Annotated in this window: 13 protein-coding genes; 7 read left to right on the forward strand and 6 right to left on the reverse strand. The window is 74.4% G+C overall.

The features are described 5' to 3' along the window. Nucleotides 1–2: 2 nt before the first annotated feature. From OG344_RS30700 to OG344_RS30710, 3 genes are all read right to left on the reverse strand, one after another. Nucleotides 3–1,385, reverse strand: coding sequence for a uracil-xanthine permease family protein (locus tag OG344_RS30700; protein WP_405086082.1), 1,383 nt, complete (start codon nucleotides 1,383–1,385; stop codon nucleotides 3–5). A 169-nt stretch (nucleotides 1,386–1,554) separates the two neighbouring features. After that, nucleotides 1,555–1,770 carry an RNA-binding S4 domain-containing protein gene (locus OG344_RS30705; protein WP_405086083.1) on the reverse strand — a complete coding sequence of 72 codons (216 nt, stop codon included), beginning with the start codon at nucleotides 1,768–1,770 and terminating at the stop codon, nucleotides 1,555–1,557. 17 nt (nucleotides 1,771–1,787) lie between these two features. Continuing rightward, entirely contained in the window at nucleotides 1,788–3,380 is a 1,593-nt protein-coding gene (locus OG344_RS30710; RefSeq protein WP_405089205.1) for a PucR family transcriptional regulator, read from the reverse strand. A 196-nt stretch (nucleotides 3,381–3,576) separates the two neighbouring features. Between OG344_RS30710 and OG344_RS30715 the strand changes: the two genes are divergently transcribed. The 4 genes from OG344_RS30715 to OG344_RS30730 all read left to right on the forward strand — a co-directional run bounded on the left by OG344_RS30715 (nucleotide 3,577) and on the right by OG344_RS30730 (nucleotide 9,641). Then, the gene (locus OG344_RS30715; RefSeq protein WP_405086084.1) at nucleotides 3,577–4,521 is read left to right on the forward strand and encodes a DUF2877 domain-containing protein; all 945 of its coding nucleotides are present in this window, start codon (nucleotides 3,577–3,579) and stop codon (nucleotides 4,519–4,521) included. Beyond that, nucleotides 4,518–5,924 (forward strand): FdrA family protein, encoded by a 1,407-nt coding sequence (locus tag OG344_RS30720; RefSeq protein ID WP_405086085.1) that lies wholly within the window; start codon nucleotides 4,518–4,520, stop codon nucleotides 5,922–5,924. The genes OG344_RS30715 and OG344_RS30720 overlap by 4 nt, the downstream gene beginning before the upstream one ends. A 58-nt stretch (nucleotides 5,925–5,982) precedes the next feature. Beyond that, entirely contained in the window at nucleotides 5,983–7,368 is a 1,386-nt protein-coding gene (locus OG344_RS30725; RefSeq protein ID WP_405086086.1) for a DUF1116 domain-containing protein, read from the forward strand. Nucleotides 7,369–7,520: 152 nt separating this feature from the next. Beyond that, nucleotides 7,521–9,641 (forward strand): protein kinase domain-containing protein, encoded by a 2,121-nt coding sequence (locus OG344_RS30730; protein WP_405086087.1) that lies wholly within the window; start codon nucleotides 7,521–7,523, stop codon nucleotides 9,639–9,641. 64 nt (nucleotides 9,642–9,705) lie between these two features. Here the strand turns inward: OG344_RS30730 and OG344_RS30735 are convergent, their stop codons facing one another. Genes OG344_RS30735 through OG344_RS30745 form a run of 3 tightly spaced genes read right to left on the reverse strand, consistent with a single transcriptional unit; the run spans nucleotide 9,706 to nucleotide 14,521 of the window. Continuing rightward, the gene (locus OG344_RS30735) at nucleotides 9,706–11,331 is read right to left on the reverse strand and encodes a bifunctional 3'-5' exonuclease/DNA polymerase (protein WP_405086088.1); all 1,626 of its coding nucleotides are present in this window, start codon (nucleotides 11,329–11,331) and stop codon (nucleotides 9,706–9,708) included. A 34-nt stretch (nucleotides 11,332–11,365) separates the two neighbouring features. Then, nucleotides 11,366–12,865, reverse strand: a complete 1,500-nt coding sequence (locus OG344_RS30740; RefSeq protein WP_405086089.1) for a metallophosphoesterase family protein — start codon at nucleotides 12,863–12,865, stop codon at nucleotides 11,366–11,368. A 27-nt stretch (nucleotides 12,866–12,892) separates the two neighbouring features. Beyond that, complete coding sequence (locus tag OG344_RS30745; protein ID WP_405086090.1) at nucleotides 12,893–14,521, reverse strand: FAD-binding oxidoreductase; 1,629 nt, start codon at nucleotides 14,519–14,521, stop codon at nucleotides 12,893–12,895. A 57-nt stretch (nucleotides 14,522–14,578) separates the two neighbouring features. On the opposite strand from OG344_RS30745, the gene OG344_RS30750 reads away from it, so the two are divergent. From OG344_RS30750 to OG344_RS30760, 3 genes are all read left to right on the forward strand, one after another. Then, nucleotides 14,579–16,087 carry a glycerol-3-phosphate dehydrogenase/oxidase gene (locus OG344_RS30750; RefSeq protein WP_405086091.1) on the forward strand — a complete coding sequence of 503 codons (1,509 nt, stop codon included), beginning with the start codon at nucleotides 14,579–14,581 and terminating at the stop codon, nucleotides 16,085–16,087. Nucleotides 16,088–16,208: 121 nt separating this feature from the next. Then, nucleotides 16,209–17,114, forward strand: a complete 906-nt coding sequence (locus OG344_RS30755) for a sucrase ferredoxin (RefSeq protein ID WP_327046707.1) — start codon at nucleotides 16,209–16,211, stop codon at nucleotides 17,112–17,114. Between the two features lie 115 nt (nucleotides 17,115–17,229). Beyond that, nucleotides 17,230–17,544, forward strand: a complete 315-nt coding sequence (locus tag OG344_RS30760) for a WhiB family transcriptional regulator (protein WP_076434697.1) — start codon at nucleotides 17,230–17,232, stop codon at nucleotides 17,542–17,544. Nucleotides 17,545–17,691 lie beyond the last annotated feature (147 nt).

The following is a 17,691-nucleotide window of genomic DNA, read 5'->3' on the forward strand; positions in this document are numbered from 1 at the left end:
GATCAGACGGCCGGGTCGCGTTCGAGCCCGATCTCCCCACCTGTGACCTCCTTCGCGGGCCTGCCCGCGATGGCGCGGAGCAGGTGATAGCCGGCGAGTACCACGATCGTGCCCAGCGCGATCCCGGCGAGCGAGAAGTCCCCGGTGATCTGGTGGGTGACCGGCCCGATCGCGAGGATGATCCCCGCGCCGACCGGGACCATGTTGACCGGGTCGGCGAAGTCCACCCGGTTCTCCACCCAGATCTTCGCGCCGAGCAGCCCGATCATGCCGTACAGGATGACCGTGACGCCGCCGAGCACGCCGCCGGGCGTGGCGGCGACCAGCGCGCCGAACTTGGGGCACAGGCCGAACAGGATCGCGATGACCGCGGCGACGTAGTAGGCGGCCGTCGAGTAGACCCGGGTGGCGGCCATGACGCCGATGTTCTCGGCGTACGTCGTCGTGGGCGAGCCGCCGACGGCGGTCGCGACCGCGGTGCCGACGCCGTCGGCGACGATCGCCCGGCCCATCATGGGGTCGACGTCGGCGCCGGTCATCTGGCCGACCGCCTTGACGTGGCCGACGTTCTCCGCGATCAGGGCGATCACGGCGGGCAGCACGACCAGCACGGCCGACGCCTGGAACGACGGCGCGTGGAAGTGCGGCAGCCCGATCCAGCCGGCGTCGGCGACGGCCTGGAAGTTCACCCGGGGATGGGTGTCGACCGCGCCGGCGCCCGCGTTGTAGGCGGTGATGTTCCCGAACACCCGGTCGGCGAGCCAGGACAGGACGAACCCGAAGACCAGCCCGAGCAGCACGCCGATCCGGCCGAGGAAGCCGCGGAACAGCACGATGAACACGAATGTGGCGACCATCGTGACCAGTGCGATCCACGGGTCCTGCGGCCAGTACACGTCGGCCACGACGTACGCCAGGCCGAACCCGATCAGCATGACCACCGCCCCGGTCACGACCGGCGGGAAGATCCGGTGGATGACCTGCACGCCGAGGACGTGGACGACCACGCCGCACACCGCGAGCACGAGACCCGCGACGAGGATCGCCCCGGTGACGACCCGGTCGGCGCCCGGGGTGTCGCCGCCGAACGCCGCGCGCACCGCCACCACGCCGCCGACGAACGACGCCGAGGTGCCGAGGTAGCTGGGAATCCGGCCCCGGGTGATCAGCAGGAACAGGATCGTCGCGACGCCGGACATCATCACCGCGGTGTTCGGGTCGAGCCCCATCACGAGGGGGAACACGAAGGTCGCGCCGAACATGGCGATCACGTGCTGCGCGCCGATGCCGGCCATCCGCGGCCAGCTCAGCCTCTCACCGGGTTTGACGACTTCGCCGGGTGCCAGCCCTCTGCCGTCTCCGTGCACCGTCCATCTGAAAGCCATGTACGTCCCTCCAGCTGGGCCGTGGGCTCGGCCACCCCGCAGGCGTCCCGCGTACTCTCTTGACCGTTTGGGGCACTTTAGGACCGGCGTGCGCGACAGACATGGGCATGATCTGCCAAAACGACGGCCACCGGAGCGTCTACACCGCGCGGACCTCCACCATGCGGACCTACACCACGCGGATCGTGTAGTCGGCGCCGGTGACGACCTGGCCTGCCCTGATTTTGCAGGCCTTGCGTAGTTCCACCTGTCCGTCGACGCGGACCAGGCCCTCGGCGACTAGGTGTTTGGCCGCGCCGCCGCTGTCGGCGATGTGGCAGAACTTGAGGAGATCGCAGAGCGGGATGTGGTCGCCGTCGAGCTCGAAGGTTATGGCCTCGTTCACGGCGCCAGCTTAAAGACTCAGATGCCCCGCATGCGCAGCACGTGCAGGGCCAGGGTGAGGTTGAGCCGCAGGTGCGCGTCCTCGGTGAAGTTGCCGAGCAGGCGCTCCAGCTTGCCGATACGGTAGCGCAGGGTGTTGTAGTGGAAGTGCAGCCTTCTCGCGGTCTCGGCGACGTTGAGGTTGGTCTCCAGCAGCGCCTGCAGGGTGCGGCGCAGGTCGGCGTTCTCGGCGTCGTCGTCCGCCGCGAGCGGGCCCAGGGTCTCCCGTACGAAGGAGTGCAGCTCGTCGGTGTCGCTGACGAGCGACAGCAGCCGGTAGACCCCCAGCTCGTCGAAGTGGGCGACCGCGCCCGCCCCGTGCAGCTGGCGGCCCACCCGGGCGGCCTTCAGCGCCTGGTTGTACGCGCCGGGCAGCGAGTCCACCCCGGAGGCGACCCGGCTGAGCCCGGTGGAGAACGTGCCGTCGGAGATCCCCGCGAGCGCGTCCCGCGCCACCCGCGCGGGGTCGGCGGACGCCCCGACGATCGCCACGACCTCGTGCGAGAAGCTCGCCACGGCGCCGCGCGGGTCGTGCTTGCGCACCGACGCCTGCCAGGCCGCGCACATGCGGTCCTGGAGGGGCCGCTCCTCGGCGTCCGGGTCGATCTCCGCCACCATCACGCTCACCGGGCGCTCCAGGTCCCAGCCGAACGCCTGGGCCCTCTCGGCCACCCGCAGCCCGCCCCGGCCGGTCAGCACGTCCCGCAGGAAGTCGGCGCGGTACTTGCTCTCGACCGCGGTGACCGCCTCCTGCTTGGTGATCACCAGCGCGGCCACGGTCGCGGCGCGCTCCAGGATGCCCACGTCGCTCGGGGTGAGCGTGCCGTGGACGCTGTAGGCCGCGATCCTCCCGTGGTGGTGGCCGCCCGCGACGATCGGCACGCTCGCGTGGTGCCCGTCCCCGGAGGGCTGCCCGGACGGCCGTCCCGGCACGGCGGGCGCGCGCCCCGGGGCGGCGTTGACCTCCCGCAGCCGCGCCACCTGGGGCGCCTCCCCGGCCGCCGCGAGGAAGTGCCCGGACGCGTCGATCGCGCCCACCGCCACCCGGAGCAGCCCGGCCACCTCGGCGGTGATCTCCCGCATCCCGCCCCCGGCCAGCACGATCTGCACGAGCGCCCGGTGGGCCTCCTCGGTCCTGGCGAGGATCGCGGCCTGCCGGTTGAGGATGTCGGTGAGCACCTGGTTGAGGATGTCGTCGAACCCCACGTCGCCCGGCAGCAGGATCAGCGGGAAGCCCAGCCGGTCGGCCTGCTCGACCATCTCACCCGGCAGTTCGTCCAGGTAGCGCCCGAGTTTGATCGCCAGGGCGGCGAGGCCCCGCTCGTCCAGGTCGGTCACGAGCCGGTCGAGCGACTGCGGGGTGTTGCGCAGCGGGTAGCCCGTGGTGAGCAGCAGTTCGTGCGGCTTCACCCAGGCGAGGATGTCGGGCACCTCCATCACGTTGAGGCGCTGCACGATGCGGCCGAGCCCGTCGCCGCCGGCGATCAGGCGGGCGTCCGCGAGCGTGGACACGCCGAGCACCTCGCCCACCGACACCCCGTGCAGGATCGTGCCGGTGCTGGCCAGCCGCATCGCGGGCGGAGCCGGGTCGTCGCGCAAGGGCGTCTCCGGGGAGTGTCGAACGTGCTCGGGACGTCTCACGGTGATTCTGCCCGACGCCGGTCCTGTCAGGAAGAGCCAAGCATCCGGCCGACTGTTGGCACCTTTCTCCGTACGGAGGGGGGAAGGCGGGCCTTAGCGTCGGCAACGACTGGCGAGGGAGGTCCCGGTGAGTGTTGGCACGCGCCAGAAGGGGCGGCGGGCGGCGGCGCCCGCCCCTCGCCCCCCGGTGGCCCCGGCCTACGTGAGCGGCGCGGCGAGCGTCGCCGTACGGCCCGCCCTGGAGTTCCCCCGCCGCCCGGCCCGGGTGCTCGCGGCCTTCCCGCTCGCGCTCTACCTGGAGGTCAGGAGCGAGTGCGAGCCGCACGTCATCGCCGTGGTCACGGGCGAGGGCGTCCGCCTGCCCAACGCGGTGCTGCTCGGCGAGTCCCTCGACGGGGTGTCGGCCGGCGACGACGGCTGGGTCGGCGACGGCGCGATCGAGATCGGCGGGCTGTCGGTCGGCGTCCGCCGCTGGTGGGACCCCGCTCCCGCGCTCGCCCCCGCCGACCCCGCACGGCTGGCGGCCGCCCCCACGGCGCTGGCCGGGATCCGCGCGGCCACGCCGCGGCGGCCGGGGCTGCACCCGGCCGGGGCCCCGGCGCTGCTGGAGCGGGGCTGCCTGCGCGGCTCGCTGGTGGAGAGCATCACGGCGGCCGAGCAGCTCATCGGCCTCGGCCCCGGGCTCACGCCGAGCGGCGACGACATGCTCGCGGGGCTGCTGGTCGCGCTGCGCCACCTCGGCCGGGCCGCCGGGGCCCCGCGCGCGGTGTGGCTGGCGGACTGGCTCGCCGCCGCGGTCACCTTCGACGCCCGCACCAGGACCACCTCCATCTCCGCGACCCTGCTGCACTGCGCGGCCAGGGGCGAGGCGAGCCCGGAGGTCCTCGGCGTGCTGCGGGCCGCGGCCGGGCACCAGCCGCTGGAACCCGCCGTCAACCGCCTGCTCCGCCTCGGCCACACCTCCGGCGCCGACCTGGCGTGGGGCGTCCAGATCGGCGTGTCCGCCGTCCTGTCCCTCATCGGCGCCGGTCCCGCCGTCACGGGCGCCCCGGCCCGCCGGGAGCGGCCGTGACCGATCTCGTCGAGGTCCGCCCCGGCGTCTACCACGACTCGGTGACGCTGATGCGGGTCAGCCAGGCGCTCACCGCCCGGCCGGAGGTGATCGTGGCCGTCGTCGCGATGGGCACGGATCTCAACGCCGGCCTCGCCCGCGACCTCGGCTTCGCGGTCCCGCCCACGACGCCCGGCGACCTGCTGGTGGCGATCAGGGCGGCCGCGGCCACCGATCTCGGCGAGGCCGCCGCCGAGCTGGAGCGGCAGCTCGCCACGACCGGGACGGGGGGCGGGACGGGGGGCGGGACGGGGGGCGGGAGCACTCGCGACGAGGCGCCGCACCGCACCGTCCGGTCGGCCGCGCGGTCGTGGGAGGCGACCGTGGCGCTGGTGAGCGTGCCCGGCGAGCACGCCTTCGCCGAGGCGCTGGACGCCGTCGAGTCGGGGCTCTCCGTCATGATCTTCAGTGACAACGTGCCGGTCGAGCAGGAGATCCTGCTCAAGGACCGGGCGCGGGCCAGGGGCGTGCTCGTCATGGGCCCCGACTGCGGCACCGCAGTCGTGGGCGGGGCGGGTCTGGGCTTCGCCAACGTGCTGCGGCCGGGCCCGGTGGGGGTCGTGGCCGCCTCGGGGACCGGCGCCCAGCAGGTGACGTGCCTGCTCGACATCGCCGGCGTCGGCGTGTCGCACGTGCTCGGCGTGGGCGGCCGGGACCTGTCCGCCGAGGTGGGCGGGCGCTCGGCCGTGCAGGCCCTGCGCGCGCTGGACGAGGACCCGGCGACCGAGCTGATCGTGCTGGTCTCCAAGCCGCCCGCCCCCGAGGCGGCCCGCGCCGTACGGGACCTCGGCCTGGCCACCCCGGTCGTCGCCGCGTTGCTCGGGCCCGGACAGGACGACCTGACCGCCGTCGCGGAGAAGGCGCTGCGCGCCCTCGGCCGGGACGTGCCCGAGTGGCCGTCCTGGCCCGCCGGCGAGGCGCCCGCCCGCGAGGGGCGGCGTCCGCTGCGGGGGCTCTACTCCGGCGGCACGCTGTGCGCCGAGGCGGCCCTGATCGCCGGCGCGGACACGACCACGGAGGCGGAGTTCGCCGACTTCGGGGACGACGCGTACACGCGGGGGCGGGCCCACCCCATGATCGACCCGTCGCTGCGCCGGGAGGCGCTGCGCGGCGTCGCCTCGGGCGTCGTGCTGCTCGACGTGGTGCTCGGGCACGGCGCCGACCCCGATCCGTCCTCCTGGCTCGCGCCCGAGGTCCGCGACGCCGTCGCCAGGGGGGTGGACGTGGTGGTCGCGCTGGTCGGCGCGGAGGGCGACCCGCAGGGGCTACGCGCCCAGGCAGCGAACCTGAACGAGGCCGGCGCGGCCGTCTTCACCTCCAACGCGGCGGCGGCGCGGCACGCCCGCCGCCTGGCGGACGGCTGACGGGCAGCATTTATCCGACACTCCCTGGCAGTCCCACCCGGTTCACCGGAGGTAGCCGATGACCCTCTCCATGCTGCACGGCGAGCCGCGCGTCATCACCGTGGGCGCCGAGGTGCTCGCCGAGGCGCTGGACCGGCAGGCCGTGCCGCAGCGGCGGGTCGACTGGCGCCCGCCGGCCCCGGGCGTCGCCGCGTCCCTGGCCCGGGTGCTCGCCGACCCCCGGCGGGAGCGGGCCAACGCGACGGCCGTGGAAAGGATGTTGTCCGCGCGGCCCATGCTCACCGGCGTACGGCCGGCCCGCGAGGCGCTGGGCCTGGAGGCCGGGACGTTCTTCCACGCCGGTCCGCCGATCACCTGGGAGCGTGCCTCCGGGCCGATGCGGGGGGCGCTCATCGGCGCGATGCTCTTCGAGGGTCTGGCCGCCACCCCGGAGGAGGCGGCGGAGCGGCTCGCCTCCGGCGCGGGGATCACCCTGGACTCCTGCCACCACCACCGCACGGTCGGCCCGATGGCGGGGGTGGTCAGCCCGTCCATGTGGATGCTGGAGGTCGCCGACGCCGAGCACGGCGGCACGGCCTACTGCTCGCTCAACGAGGGCCTGGGCAAGGTCCTGCGGTACGGCGCGTACGGACCCGAGGTGGTCGGGCGGCTGCGCTGGATGGGCGAGGTGCTCGGGCCGGTGCTCGCGGCGGCTCTGGTGCGGTGCGGGCCACTCGACCTGCGCACGCTGGTCGCGCAGGCCCTGCAGATGGGCGACGAACTGCACAACCGGAACCGGGCGGCGACGTCCCTGCTGCTGCGGGAGATCGCCCCCGCAGTCGTGGAGGCCGCCCCGGGCCGCGCGGCGGAGGTGTTGCGTTTCGTCAATGGAAACGATCATTTCTTCCTGAACGCGGGAATGGCGGCGGCGAAAGCCGCCGCCGACGCGGCGCGCGGTGTGCCGGGGTCGAGCCTGGTCGTCGCGATGGCCCGCAACGGAACGGATTTCGGAATACAGGTGTCGGGGCTCGGCGACCGGTGGTTCACCGGGCCGGCCGGGGTGCCCGACGGGCTCTACCTCGGCGGATACGGGCCGGACGACGCCAATCCCGACATCGGCGACTCCACGATCACCGAGACCGTCGGGCTCGGCGGCTTCGCGATGGCGGCGGCCCCTGCGATCGTCAGGTTCGTCGGCGGCGAGGTGGCCGACGCGGTCGCGGCCACCACCTCGATGTACGAGATCACGCTGGCCGAGCACCCGGCGTACCAGATCCCGGGGCTGGGCTTCCGGGGCACGCCCGCCGGCATCGACGTCGCCCTCGTGGCGAGGACCGGTGTGCTGCCGGCCGTGAACACCGGCATCGCGGGCCGCGTCGCCGGGACGGGGCAGGTGGGGGCGGGGCTGGTCAGCCCGCCGGCCGGGGTCTTCACGGCCGCCCTCGACGCGCTGGCCGCCGCATGAATTCCCTTTGACCGTCATCAGACCGTAATATCGTCGTCAGTCTCAGATATCCGGAGCAATTCGCACGGTCCGGACGGGGGATCCTGCGGATCGAGCGTGAATTGGGGACCTTTTCTATGACGACCGATCGCCTGCTCGGTATGGTCCCCCCTATGCCAGAGGGTCAGGGACCCGCGGGGCGCCCCCCGGCCGGCGTTCCCGACGGGCAGGGCCGTCTCGTCGGGAGGCGTTACCGGCTGCTGTCCCCCGTGGGCCGCGGCGGCATGGGGATGGTGTGGCACGCCCACGACGTGCTGCTCGACCGCGACGTCGCGGTCAAGGAGCTGCTCATGCCGTTCGGGCTCGACCAGGCGGGCGCCCAGTCGGCGCACCGGCGCATGCTCCGCGAGGCGCGGTCGGCGGCCCGCCTCAGCCACCCCGGCATCGTCACCGTCCACGACGTGGTCGAGGAGGACGGGCGGCCGTGGATCGTCATGGAGCTGGTCCGCGCGTGGTCCCTCGAACAGGCCGTGCGGCAGGGCGGGCCGCTGCCCGTCGTGCAGGCGGCCGAGATCGGCGTCCGGGTGCTCGACGCCCTGCGCCACGCCCACGCCGCCGGCATCCTGCACCGGGACGTGAAGCCCGGCAACGTGCTACTCACCGCCGACCGGGTGGTGCTCACCGACTTCGGCATCGCCGCCATCGAGGGCGACGTCACGATCACCCAGACCGGCCTGCTGATGGGCTCGCCCGCCTACATCCCGCCGGAGCGCCTGCAGGGCCGCACGATCACCCACGCCGCCGACCTGTGGTCCTTCGGGGCCACCCTGTACGCCGCCGTGGAGGGCCGCCCGCCGTACGAGGGGCCCGACGCGGTCGCCGTCCTCGGCGCCGTGCTGACGCAGGAGCCCGGCCGGCCCCGCCGGGCGGGCGCGCTGCTGCCGGTCATCGAGGGCCTGCTCCGCAAGAACCCGGCCGACCGCCTCCCGGCGGCGCGGGTCGCGGAGATGCTGGAACGGATCCTGCACAGCCACGGCGCCGTGCTGCCCGGACGGGCGGGCACGCCCTCGTCGATGCCGACCCCGCAGAACTCCACTCCGGCGGGGCTGCTGCCGCCGCTCGACATCCCCTCCGGGCCGCTGCCCTCGCGCATCATCGAGACGCCCTCGGGCCCGGTCCGCGTGCCGCTCGCCCAGAACGGTCTCTCGGGCGGCCCCCAGAACGGCGTGTCGGGCGGCGCGTCGGGCGGGACGCCGCCGGGGCCCTCCGCCGAGCCCGCCTTCGAGCCTTTCGCCGCCTTCGAGCCTTTCGCCGCCTTCGGGCCCGCCACGCCCTTCGGCCAGGCCCCGGCGTTCGACCCGCTGTCGTCGCCGTCCGGGTCGTCGTACGCGCCGGAGCGGCCGAAGGAGGGCATGTGGCCGACCCCCGCGCCCGGTGACATGCCCGGCGATCTGGGCGGTGACGCCGGCTCCGGCCCGGTCTCCGGCCCGGTCTCCGGCCCGGTCTCCAGTCAGGGCTCCGCCCCTGACTCCGGACCGCCCGAGACGAGCACGCGGAACGGCCGGAGGTCCGGCCGCGCTCCGGGCGCCGACGCCACGGGCCCGCACCGTCCCCAGGTGGGGCGCAGGCGCAAGGAGCAGACCCAGCGAGGGACGGACCACGACCCCCGCGCCAGGCTGCTGCTCCTCGTGGCGGGCGTCGCCGTGCTCGCGGTGATCGTCACGATCGCGCTCGTCCTGCTGCCGGGCGGTTCCAAGGATCCGGGAGGGACGGCGGCCGGGACGCGCGGCCCGGCGACCGGGGCGGCCGGGGCGGGCTCGGGCGGCGCGAAGGCGGCCGGGCGCTCCCTTCCCGCCGTACGCGTGCCCGAGGGTTACCGCCTCATGACCGAGGGCGGGGTGTCGATGGCTGTGCCCCGGGCGTGGACGGCGACGACCGACGACAGCGGGACCGTCAGGTTCCTCGGCCCCAAGGACACGGGGCAGAGCATCATCGTCAAGAAGATCCCCGACGGCGGCCTGGAGGCGCTGCGGGCCGCGGAGCAGAACCTGAACATCAAGGACTACCCGGACTACACGCAGATCCAGTTGCGGGCGGCGGACTACTACTATCCCGCCGCCGACTGGGAGTACACCTACACCAACTCCAGCCAGGTCACCGTCCACTCGGTCATCCGCTACCTGGAGGCGGACGGCCGGGCCTTCGCGGTCATGTTCGCCTCGCCCGACTTCGACTGGACCGAGGCCGCCGCGCCGGTGCGGCAGGCCCTCTGGAACACCTTCCGCCCCGCGTAACCGGCGTCCCCGCACGATCGCCCGCATGACCGGCCCGCGTGACCGGCCCGCGTGACCGGCTCCGTTACTTGGCGTCGGCGTAGCAGGCGACCGCCGCCGCCTCCATCGGGAAGCGGACCGGGGTGTCGCCGAACAGCAGGCGGGTCGCCTCGTCCGCCGCCCGGCCGACCGCCGCGCGGACCTCGGCGGCCAGGCCGAGCGGGCAGTGCACCATCACCTCGTCGTGCTGGAAGAACACCAGCCGCGCCGGGTCCGGAAGCAGCCCGCGCAGCACCGCGAGGAGCGTCAGCGCCCACTCGGCCGCCGTCGCCTGCACGACGAAGTTGCGGGTGAACCTCCCCCGGTCCCGGGCCGCCCGCGCGCCCTCCGGCCCGGCCACCAGGAGGCGCCACCGCTCCGACGGCGGCGGGCAGGTGCGGCCGAGCCACGACCGGACGATCCGCCCCTCCTCCCCCGCGCGGGCGGCGTCCTCCACGAACGCGTACGCCTTCGGGAAGCGCCGCCGCATGACGGGCAGCAGCTTGGAGGCGTCGCCGCTGGTCCCGCCGTACATCGCGGACAGCATGGCGATCTTGGCCGAGTCGCGCACGCCGCCGAAGGCCCCGGCCAGCGCGGCGTACAGGTCGATCTCCCCGGCCGCCCGCGCGAGCCCCCGGTCGCCGGACAGCGCCGCCAGCACGCGGGGTTCGAGTTGGGCGGCGTCGGCGACCACGAGGGTCCAGCCGTCGTCGGCCACCACGACCCGGCGCATCACCTTGGGGATCTGCAGCGCGCCCCCGCCGCTGGTGGCCCACCGGCCGCTCACCACCCCGCCGACGACGTACTCGGGGCGCAGGCGGCCGCCGCCGACCCACTGCGCGGCCCAGGCCCAGCCGTGGGCGCTGTGCAGGCGGGCCAGTTCCTTGTAGGCGAGCAGCGGCGCGACGGCCGGATGATCGACCGCCTTGAGCACGTGCGAGCGGGTCGACGGGACCTCGATCCCCGCCGCCTTGAACGCCCGGACGATCTGCTGCGGGGAGTCGGGGTTCACCGGCTGCCCGAAGGCGGCCGCCACCTCGTCGGCCAGCGCCTGGAGCTTCGCGGGCCGCATGCCGTGGGCGGGGCGCGGCCCGAGCAGGCCGGTCAGCAACTCGTCGTGGACGTCCTCGCGCCACGGCATGCCGTCGTGCCGCATCTCGGCCGCGACCAGCGCCCCGGCCGACTCGGCGGCGACGAGCAGGCGGAACCGCCCGGGATCGGGCGTGCGGGCGACGCGGCGGAGCTGGTCCTCGACCACCTCGGCGACCATGGCGGCCTCGGACGCGGGGTCCTCGGCCGGCGCGGGCTCGAAGAGGCTCGCCTGCGTGCCGCCCGGCTGGTGCCCCTCCGCGGCCTCGTGCGGGTCCTCGGGCACCGGAAGGCCGCGCAGGCGCGCGTGGGCCGCCCGCGCCTGCCTGGGCTCCCCGTGACGGCCGCCGGCGCCCAGCAGCAGCCCCTCGGTCAGCGCGACATCGTGGCACCGCGACAGCCGTACGCCGGCCGCCAGGAGGGCCGGGTAGACGCGGTGCGCGTCGGCCCAGACCCAGCGGGGCCGCTCGGCGGCCTCCAGCGACCGCACGGCCGCGGCGAGGTCGGGCACCGGGGCCGCCGTCCCGCCGAGAGGGCGGATCGTCCCGCCCCCCTCGGCGCCGGCCGCGACCACGACGTGCATCCCCCCAGCGTGCCAGCCCGCACCGACAATCCCGTCAGAGGGAGATTTCGACCTCGTCCTCCAGCGGGGGCTCCTGCTCCTGGGGGAGGCAGCCGGTGGCGGCGAAGCAGCGCAGCCGCAGTGTGTCCCCGGTGACCGACATGTGCAGGAAGCTCTTGAAGAAGGGCGGGGTGTCCCAGTCGGACAGCTCCGAGATGTACCGGTGGAAGACCCGCCCGACCGGCAGGCGGAACGGCATCGGCCAGCCGCCGAGGAGCCGGGCCGCCCACTTCACCCGCGTGCCGACCGGCGCCCCGGGCGTGGGCCGGGGCGGGAGGTTCCCGATCTGACGGGACATCAGGGCGAGGCCCTCCTCCGGGGTGACGTAGAGCCCGCGCAGCCGCAGCCGCCTGCTGTAGAGGAGGCTGTAGAACGACAGCGAGTCGCCGCGCAGCGGATAGCACTTGAAGTCGTCCTCGTGGACGCCTGCCACGTCCACCCGCGGGATGGTGTGCGTGGCGTGCATGAACGCCCCGCCGCCCCCGGAGACGACGTACTGGATGAGCCGGCCGTCCACCCGTACGGGATAGCGCTGGTAGTTGTGGACGTCGCCGCCGACGGCGGCCACGTAGTTGTTCGCCGGGTCGCGGACGACGTCGTCCACCGTGCCGCCGCCCTCGATCTCACACGGGTGGTAGGCGTTGTTGACGTAGATCGGCTTGCCGGTGACCAGGACCTTGGGCCGGGGGTCCGCGGAGACCCGGCGCAGCCACTCGCCCTGCTCGCGGTCGAGGGTGCCCTTGATCCCGGTGTCGATGCCGACCAGCAGCAGGCGGCCGGTGTCGATCACCCAGTACGGCCCCGGCAGGGCCGGGCCGGGATTCGGACGCATCTTCCTCGCCTCGGCCAGGGCGTCCTCGTCGATCGTCTCCGGCTTTTTCCACAACAGCCCGCGCAGCCCGCCGGGCGACAGGCGGAAGCCGCGCCGTTCGGCGGACAGGGGGCGGGCGTCGCAGAAGACCCGCATGAAGCCGCCGAGCCCGTCGTACCAGTCGTGGTTGCCGGGAATCGCGAAGATCGGGGCCGGGTAGTCCTTGTAGGGCCGGAAGAACTTGTCGCAGTACTCGTTGCCCGAGCCGGTCGGGTAGATCACGTCGCTGGCGACGACGGCGAACGACGTACCCTCACCCAGCCTGAGCAGCCCGGGCACCACCGCGTACTGCGAGGCGTCGCCCTCGCCGGTGTCGCCGAGCAGCAGGAACGAGAACTCCTCCCCCAGGTCGAGCCCGACCCGGAAGTCGGGGTCGGCGCCGCGGTCGCGCTGGGCCGCCACCCAGCGGCGGCGCACCTTCGGGGAGGGATCGCCGAACAGCTGGGCGATCACCTCGTTGCGCGACCGCCACAGGGTCGCCGGGCTCAGCCAGCTGAAGGAGTCCTGGTTGGGGCGCAGCGCCTGGAACGTGCCGATCTGCGAGCAGTCCCAGCCCGCTCCCGCCTCGGAAACCCGTGACGATACCTGCTTTCCCCGCGCCGCCGCCGTGCCCACATCGACCATGGGGACAATCTTGGCGTTTTCCGGGGATCAGTACACCGGGATCAGCACACCCGGGTTGAGAATCCCGGCGGGATCGAGCCGTTCCTTGATCCCGCGCAGGATCTCGCCGCCCAGGTCGCCGATCTCCGCGGCGTACGCCTCCAGGTGGTCGCGGCCGACGCCGTGGTGGTGCGAGATCGTGCCGCCCGCCCGGGCGATCGCCTCGCCGGCCGCGCGCTTGGCCGCCGCCCACTGTGCCAGCGGGTCGCCGGTCTGCGCCGTCACCACCGTGAAGTACAGCGACGCCCCCGTGGCGTACACGTGGGAGATGTGGCACATGACCAGCGGCCCGCCCGACGGCGAGCCCAGCGCGCCGTGCAGGGCCAGCCGTACGGCGTCGTACAGGCGCGGCAGGTCCGACCAGAAGCAGGCGGTCTCCAGCGTCTCCACGGTCGCCCCTGCGGCCAGCAGGGCGTCGCGCAGGTAGGGGGCCGAGAACCGGCCCCGCGCCCACTTGTCCCCCGGCTCCGGGCCGAGACACACGCCGCCGGCCTCCACGAGCAGCGCGGCGGCGTGTTCCCGGCGGTGGGCCACCTCGCCCGGGGCCCCCTCGAAGCCCGCCACGACCAGGCAGCCCGAGTCGCTTCCGGGCGCTCCGAGATCCGTGGGCTTCGCCAGCCCGGCCATCGTCTCGGTCTCGTCGGACAGGCGCAGCACGGTGGGCAGCGCGGCCGGCGGCGTCCCCTCCTGCGCGAGCCTCCGCAGCGCCGCCGTCCCCGCCGCGAAGGTCTCGAACCGCCAGCCCTCGTACGCCCGGACGGCCGGGGCCCGGTGGACCCGCAGCCGCAGCGAGGTGATCACCCCGAAGGCGCCCTCCGAGCCCAGGAACACCTGGCGCAGGTCGGGCCCGGCGGCCGACTTGGGAGCCCGGCCGATCTCCAGCGTGCCGCGCGGCGTCGCCACGGTCATGCCCACGACCATGTCGTCGAACCTGCCGTATCCGGCCGAGGCCTGCCCGCTGGACCTGGCCGCCGCGAACCCGCCGAGCGTCGCGTACTCGTACGACTGGGGGAAGTGCCCGAGCGTCAGCCCGTGCCCGGCGAGCAGCCGCTCCGCCTGCGGCGCGCGCAGGCCCGGCTCCAGGACGGCGGTCATCGAGACGGGGTCGACGGACCGCAGGCGGGCGAGCCTGCCGAGGTCGAGGGCGACCACTCCCGTGAAGCCGCTGCGCGCGGCGGTGAGGCCGCCGACCACCGACGTGCCCCCGCCGAACGGCACCACGGCCACCTGGTGCTCCGCGCACAGGCGCAGCACCTCGGCGACCTCCTCGTGCGAGCCGGGGAGCACGACGGCATCGGGCGCGTCGGAGGCGTCCCCCGCGCGCATCAGCAGCAGGTCGGGCGTGGACTTGCCCCGGGTGTGCCGGATGCGGGCGTCGTCGTCGGCCCGCACGTGCTCCTCCCCGGTCACGGCCGCCAGCGCGGCGAGGACGGGCGGCGGCAGGGCCACCGGGGGCAGCCGCACCTCGCCGAACGTCGCGGCCGGAGTGGCGGGCGCGCGGACGCCGAGAAGCTCCGTGAGCAGGTCGCGCACCGGCGCGGGCAGCTCGGCGGCTCTGGCGGGGTCACCCCAGCCCGACCAGAGCATGGGTTCGGCGGGCAGGAGAGGGGATTCCATGACCGGTGCGCCTCCAGATAGGTTACTCAAGGGTAAGGCGACCATAGAGGCGGGGTCATGCGATCGTCACTCAATGCCGCCCGGCGGGCCCGGGAACTCGACGAGACGCGCGCGGCCGTCGTCGACGTGCTCGTGGTGGGCCTGGGCGTCACGGGGGCCGGGGCCGCGCTCGACGCCGCCTCACGGGGCCTCTCGGTGGCCGCCGTGGACGCCCACGACCTGGCCTTCGGCACCTCGCGGTGGAGTTCCAAGCTGGTCCACGGCGGGCTGCGCTACCTCGCGAGCGGCCAGGTCGGCGTGGCCTGGGAAAGCGCCGTGGAGCGGGGCGCCCTGCTCCGCCGCACCGCCCCCCACCTCGTGGCCGCGCACCCGTACCTGCTGCCGCTGACGCCCGCCGTCGGCCGGGGCGAGGCCGCGACGGCGATGACCGGTTACCGGCTGGGCGACGCGCTGCGGGCCGCCGCGGGCACGCCGAGGAGCCTGCTGCCCGGGCCGTCCCGCCTGACCGCCGCGCGGGCGCTCGCCCTCGCCCCGTCCCTGCGCCCGCACGGCCTGCGCGGCGCGCTCCTGTCGTGGGACGGCCGGGTGACGGACGACGCCCGCCTGGTCGTCGCGATCGCCCGTACGGCCGCCGCGCACGGCGCGCGGGTGCTCACCCGGTGCCGGGCGCTGGCGCTCGCCGGGGACGGCGCCCGGCTGCGCGACGAACTGACCGGCGCGGAGTTCGACATCCGGGCGCGGGCGGTGGTCAACGCGACCGGCGTGTGGGCCGGCGGGCTGGTGCCGTCGGTGGCGCTGCGGCCGTCGCGGGGCACCCACCTCGTGCTGCGGCCGGGAGCCCTGGGCGCGCTGCGCGCGGGGCTGCACGTGCCGATCCCGGGCGGGCGCGCCCGCTTCGCGCTGGTGCTCCCCCAGGACGACGGGCGGGTCTACGTGGGGCTGACGGACGAGCCGCTGGACGGCCCGGTGCCGGACGTCCCCGAGGCGCCCGAGAGCGACGTGGCCTTCCTGCTGGAGGTCCTCGGCGGCGTGCTCGACCGGCCGCTCGGCCGCGACCAGGTGGCGGGTGCCTTCGCCGGCCTGCGGCCGCTGGTCGACGGCCCGGGCGGGGCGGGCGGAGGGGGCGGGGCCACCGCGGACCTGTCCCGCCGGCACGCCGTGCTGTGCTCGCCGGACGGCGTGGTCACCGTCGTCGGCGGCAAGCTCACCACCTACCGCCGGATGGCCGAGGACGCGGTCGACGCCGCCTGCCCCGGCGCGCCCGCGAGCCGCACGGCGCGGCTGCCGCTGGCCGGGGCCGGACCGGTGCGGCCCGGCCTCCCCCGGCGGCTCGTCCAGCGGTACGGCGCGGAGGCCGGGGCGGTGCTGGACCTGATGCGGCGCGACCCGGCGCTGGCCGAACCGGTGGCGGCGGGGATCACCCTGGCCGATCTGGTCTGGGCGGTCCGCCACGAGGGCGCGCTCGACGCCGGCGACCTGCTGGACCGGCGGACCAGGATCGGCCTGGTGGCGGAGGACCGGGCGGCCGCCCTGGCCGCCGCCGAGGCCGCCCTCCGGCACGCCTGACCCCGCCGCTGGCCCGCCGCGAAAGTGTTTGATCCTGATTCGCCGGGGAAGTCACTCGACTCTTGACCTCATTGGATAAGGTTAGTCTTACCTAAGAAACGTACCGGAGGGACGGGACCTGATGGCCAACGGGTGCGAGCACCCCGCCGCCTGCCACACGGGAGACGCTCCCGTCCTGGCGAGCGCGACCAAGAAGGGCCGGTTCTGGCTGCTCATAGAGCACGCGGGGCCCTGGGCCGCGGAGATCGAGGAGTCCCGGCTGCCGGACGACGTGCGCACGCTGGTCGCCCGCGCGCGCACGCTCGGCATCCGGCCGCAGCTTATCCGCCGCCCCGGCCGCCGGGAGGCCCGGGGCGGCCGGTTGCACGTCTACCTGGCCGCCGCCGCGGTGGACGACCCGTGGCTCGCGGAGGCCTTCCCGGAGCGCCCGGACGATCTTGACCTGCGGTCTCTCGTGCACGGAGTGGTTCCGGAGTCCTGCATACTGGTGAACGAGCCGATGTTCCTGGTCTGCACCCACGGCAGGCACAACGCCTGCTGTGCTCGGCTCGGACTGCCGCTGGCCCGGTTCCTCAGCGAGAACCTGCCCGGCGAAGTGTGGGAAACCACACATGTTGGTGGCGATCGATACGCCGCCAACCTCGTATGCTTGCCACACGGGCTTTACTACGGCAGCATGTCTCAGGCTGCTGCGATCGCGGCGGCAAACGCGTACCGGCACGGCGAGGTCGTCCTCGACCGTTTCCGGGGACGCGCGGGTATCCCTGAGCCACTGCAGGCCGCCGAGCACTTCGTCCGGGCGCATACGGGCGAGATCTCGGTCGGCGGGGTGGCCGTGGAATCCTCCCGGTCGGTCGGCGACTCCACCGTCTGCGTCGTGCACTGCACGACGGGGCGTGGGACGTCGCGATTCCGGGTCGTGGTCGAACCCACGGTGTTCTCGGCGCCGTGTGGGATGACCTGCGCCGACGGAATCCCGACCTACAGGTTGGCCGAACTGAGTCCGCTCATGCCGGTATCGACCTGAGGGCTTCGCGAGAAGCCGGGAACACCACGGCTCATCCCGGCGTTGGCACAAGGGATGCCACAAGCGTCCAAAGCGGCATAAACACTGAAATACCTCTCACCAAAGGTGGTTTCTCATGTCTCAGGTACGTCGGCAGCTCGCCCGCCCGCGCCCCAGCTGGGGTTGGCAGGATGATGCCGCGTGCCGGGGAGAGGACCTGGTGCTGTTCTTCGGTCCTGACGGCGAGCGTCAGCCCGAGCGCGACATCCGGGAGCGCAAGGCCAAGGCCATCTGCGCTCAGTGTCCTGTGCGCGCGGAGTGCCTCGACTACGCGCTCTCGCGGCCCGAGAAGTACGGCACCTGGGGCGGTCTCAACGAGGACGAGCGCGCTTCCGAGCGTCGCCGCCGTATGCGCCGCGCCGCCAGCGCCGGCATCAGCGCCGTCGCCTGAGCGGATTTCCCTTCCCCGACACGCGTCACCACGGTTTCACCGCAACTCCACAGCAGTTCCACCGCAGCCTCATCACCGTGTCACCACAGTGTCACCACAGGGCGTTCCACGTCCCGCTCCTGTCCCCCCGGACAGACGGCAGGCGTG

The organism is Microbispora sp. NBC_01389 (genome assembly GCF_045040095.1).
Taxonomy (GTDB): domain Bacteria; phylum Actinomycetota; class Actinomycetes; order Streptosporangiales; family Streptosporangiaceae; genus Microbispora.

Coding starts and splice junctions, on each gene's coding strand:
- OG344_RS30700 (WP_405086082.1), bottom strand. CDS start 1,385: ATGGCTTTCAGATGGACGGTGCACGGAGACGGCAGAGGGCTGGCACCC.
- OG344_RS30710 (WP_405089205.1), bottom strand. CDS start 3,380: ATGCGGCTGGCCAGCACCGGCACGATCCTGCACGGGGTGTCGGTGGGC.
- OG344_RS30725 (WP_405086086.1), top strand. CDS start 5,983: ATGACCCTCTCCATGCTGCACGGCGAGCCGCGCGTCATCACCGTGGGC.
- OG344_RS30730 (WP_405086087.1), top strand. CDS start 7,521: ATGCCAGAGGGTCAGGGACCCGCGGGGCGCCCCCCGGCCGGCGTTCCC.
- OG344_RS30735 (WP_405086088.1), bottom strand. CDS start 11,331: ATGCACGTCGTGGTCGCGGCCGGCGCCGAGGGGGGCGGGACGATCCGC.
- OG344_RS30740 (WP_405086089.1), bottom strand. CDS start 12,865: ATGGTCGATGTGGGCACGGCGGCGGCGCGGGGAAAGCAGGTATCGTCA.
- OG344_RS30745 (WP_405086090.1), bottom strand. CDS start 14,521: ATGGAATCCCCTCTCCTGCCCGCCGAACCCATGCTCTGGTCGGGCTGG.
- OG344_RS30750 (WP_405086091.1), top strand. CDS start 14,579: ATGCGATCGTCACTCAATGCCGCCCGGCGGGCCCGGGAACTCGACGAG.
- OG344_RS30755 (WP_327046707.1), top strand. CDS start 16,209: ATGGCCAACGGGTGCGAGCACCCCGCCGCCTGCCACACGGGAGACGCT.
- OG344_RS30760 (WP_076434697.1), top strand. CDS start 17,230: ATGTCTCAGGTACGTCGGCAGCTCGCCCGCCCGCGCCCCAGCTGGGGT.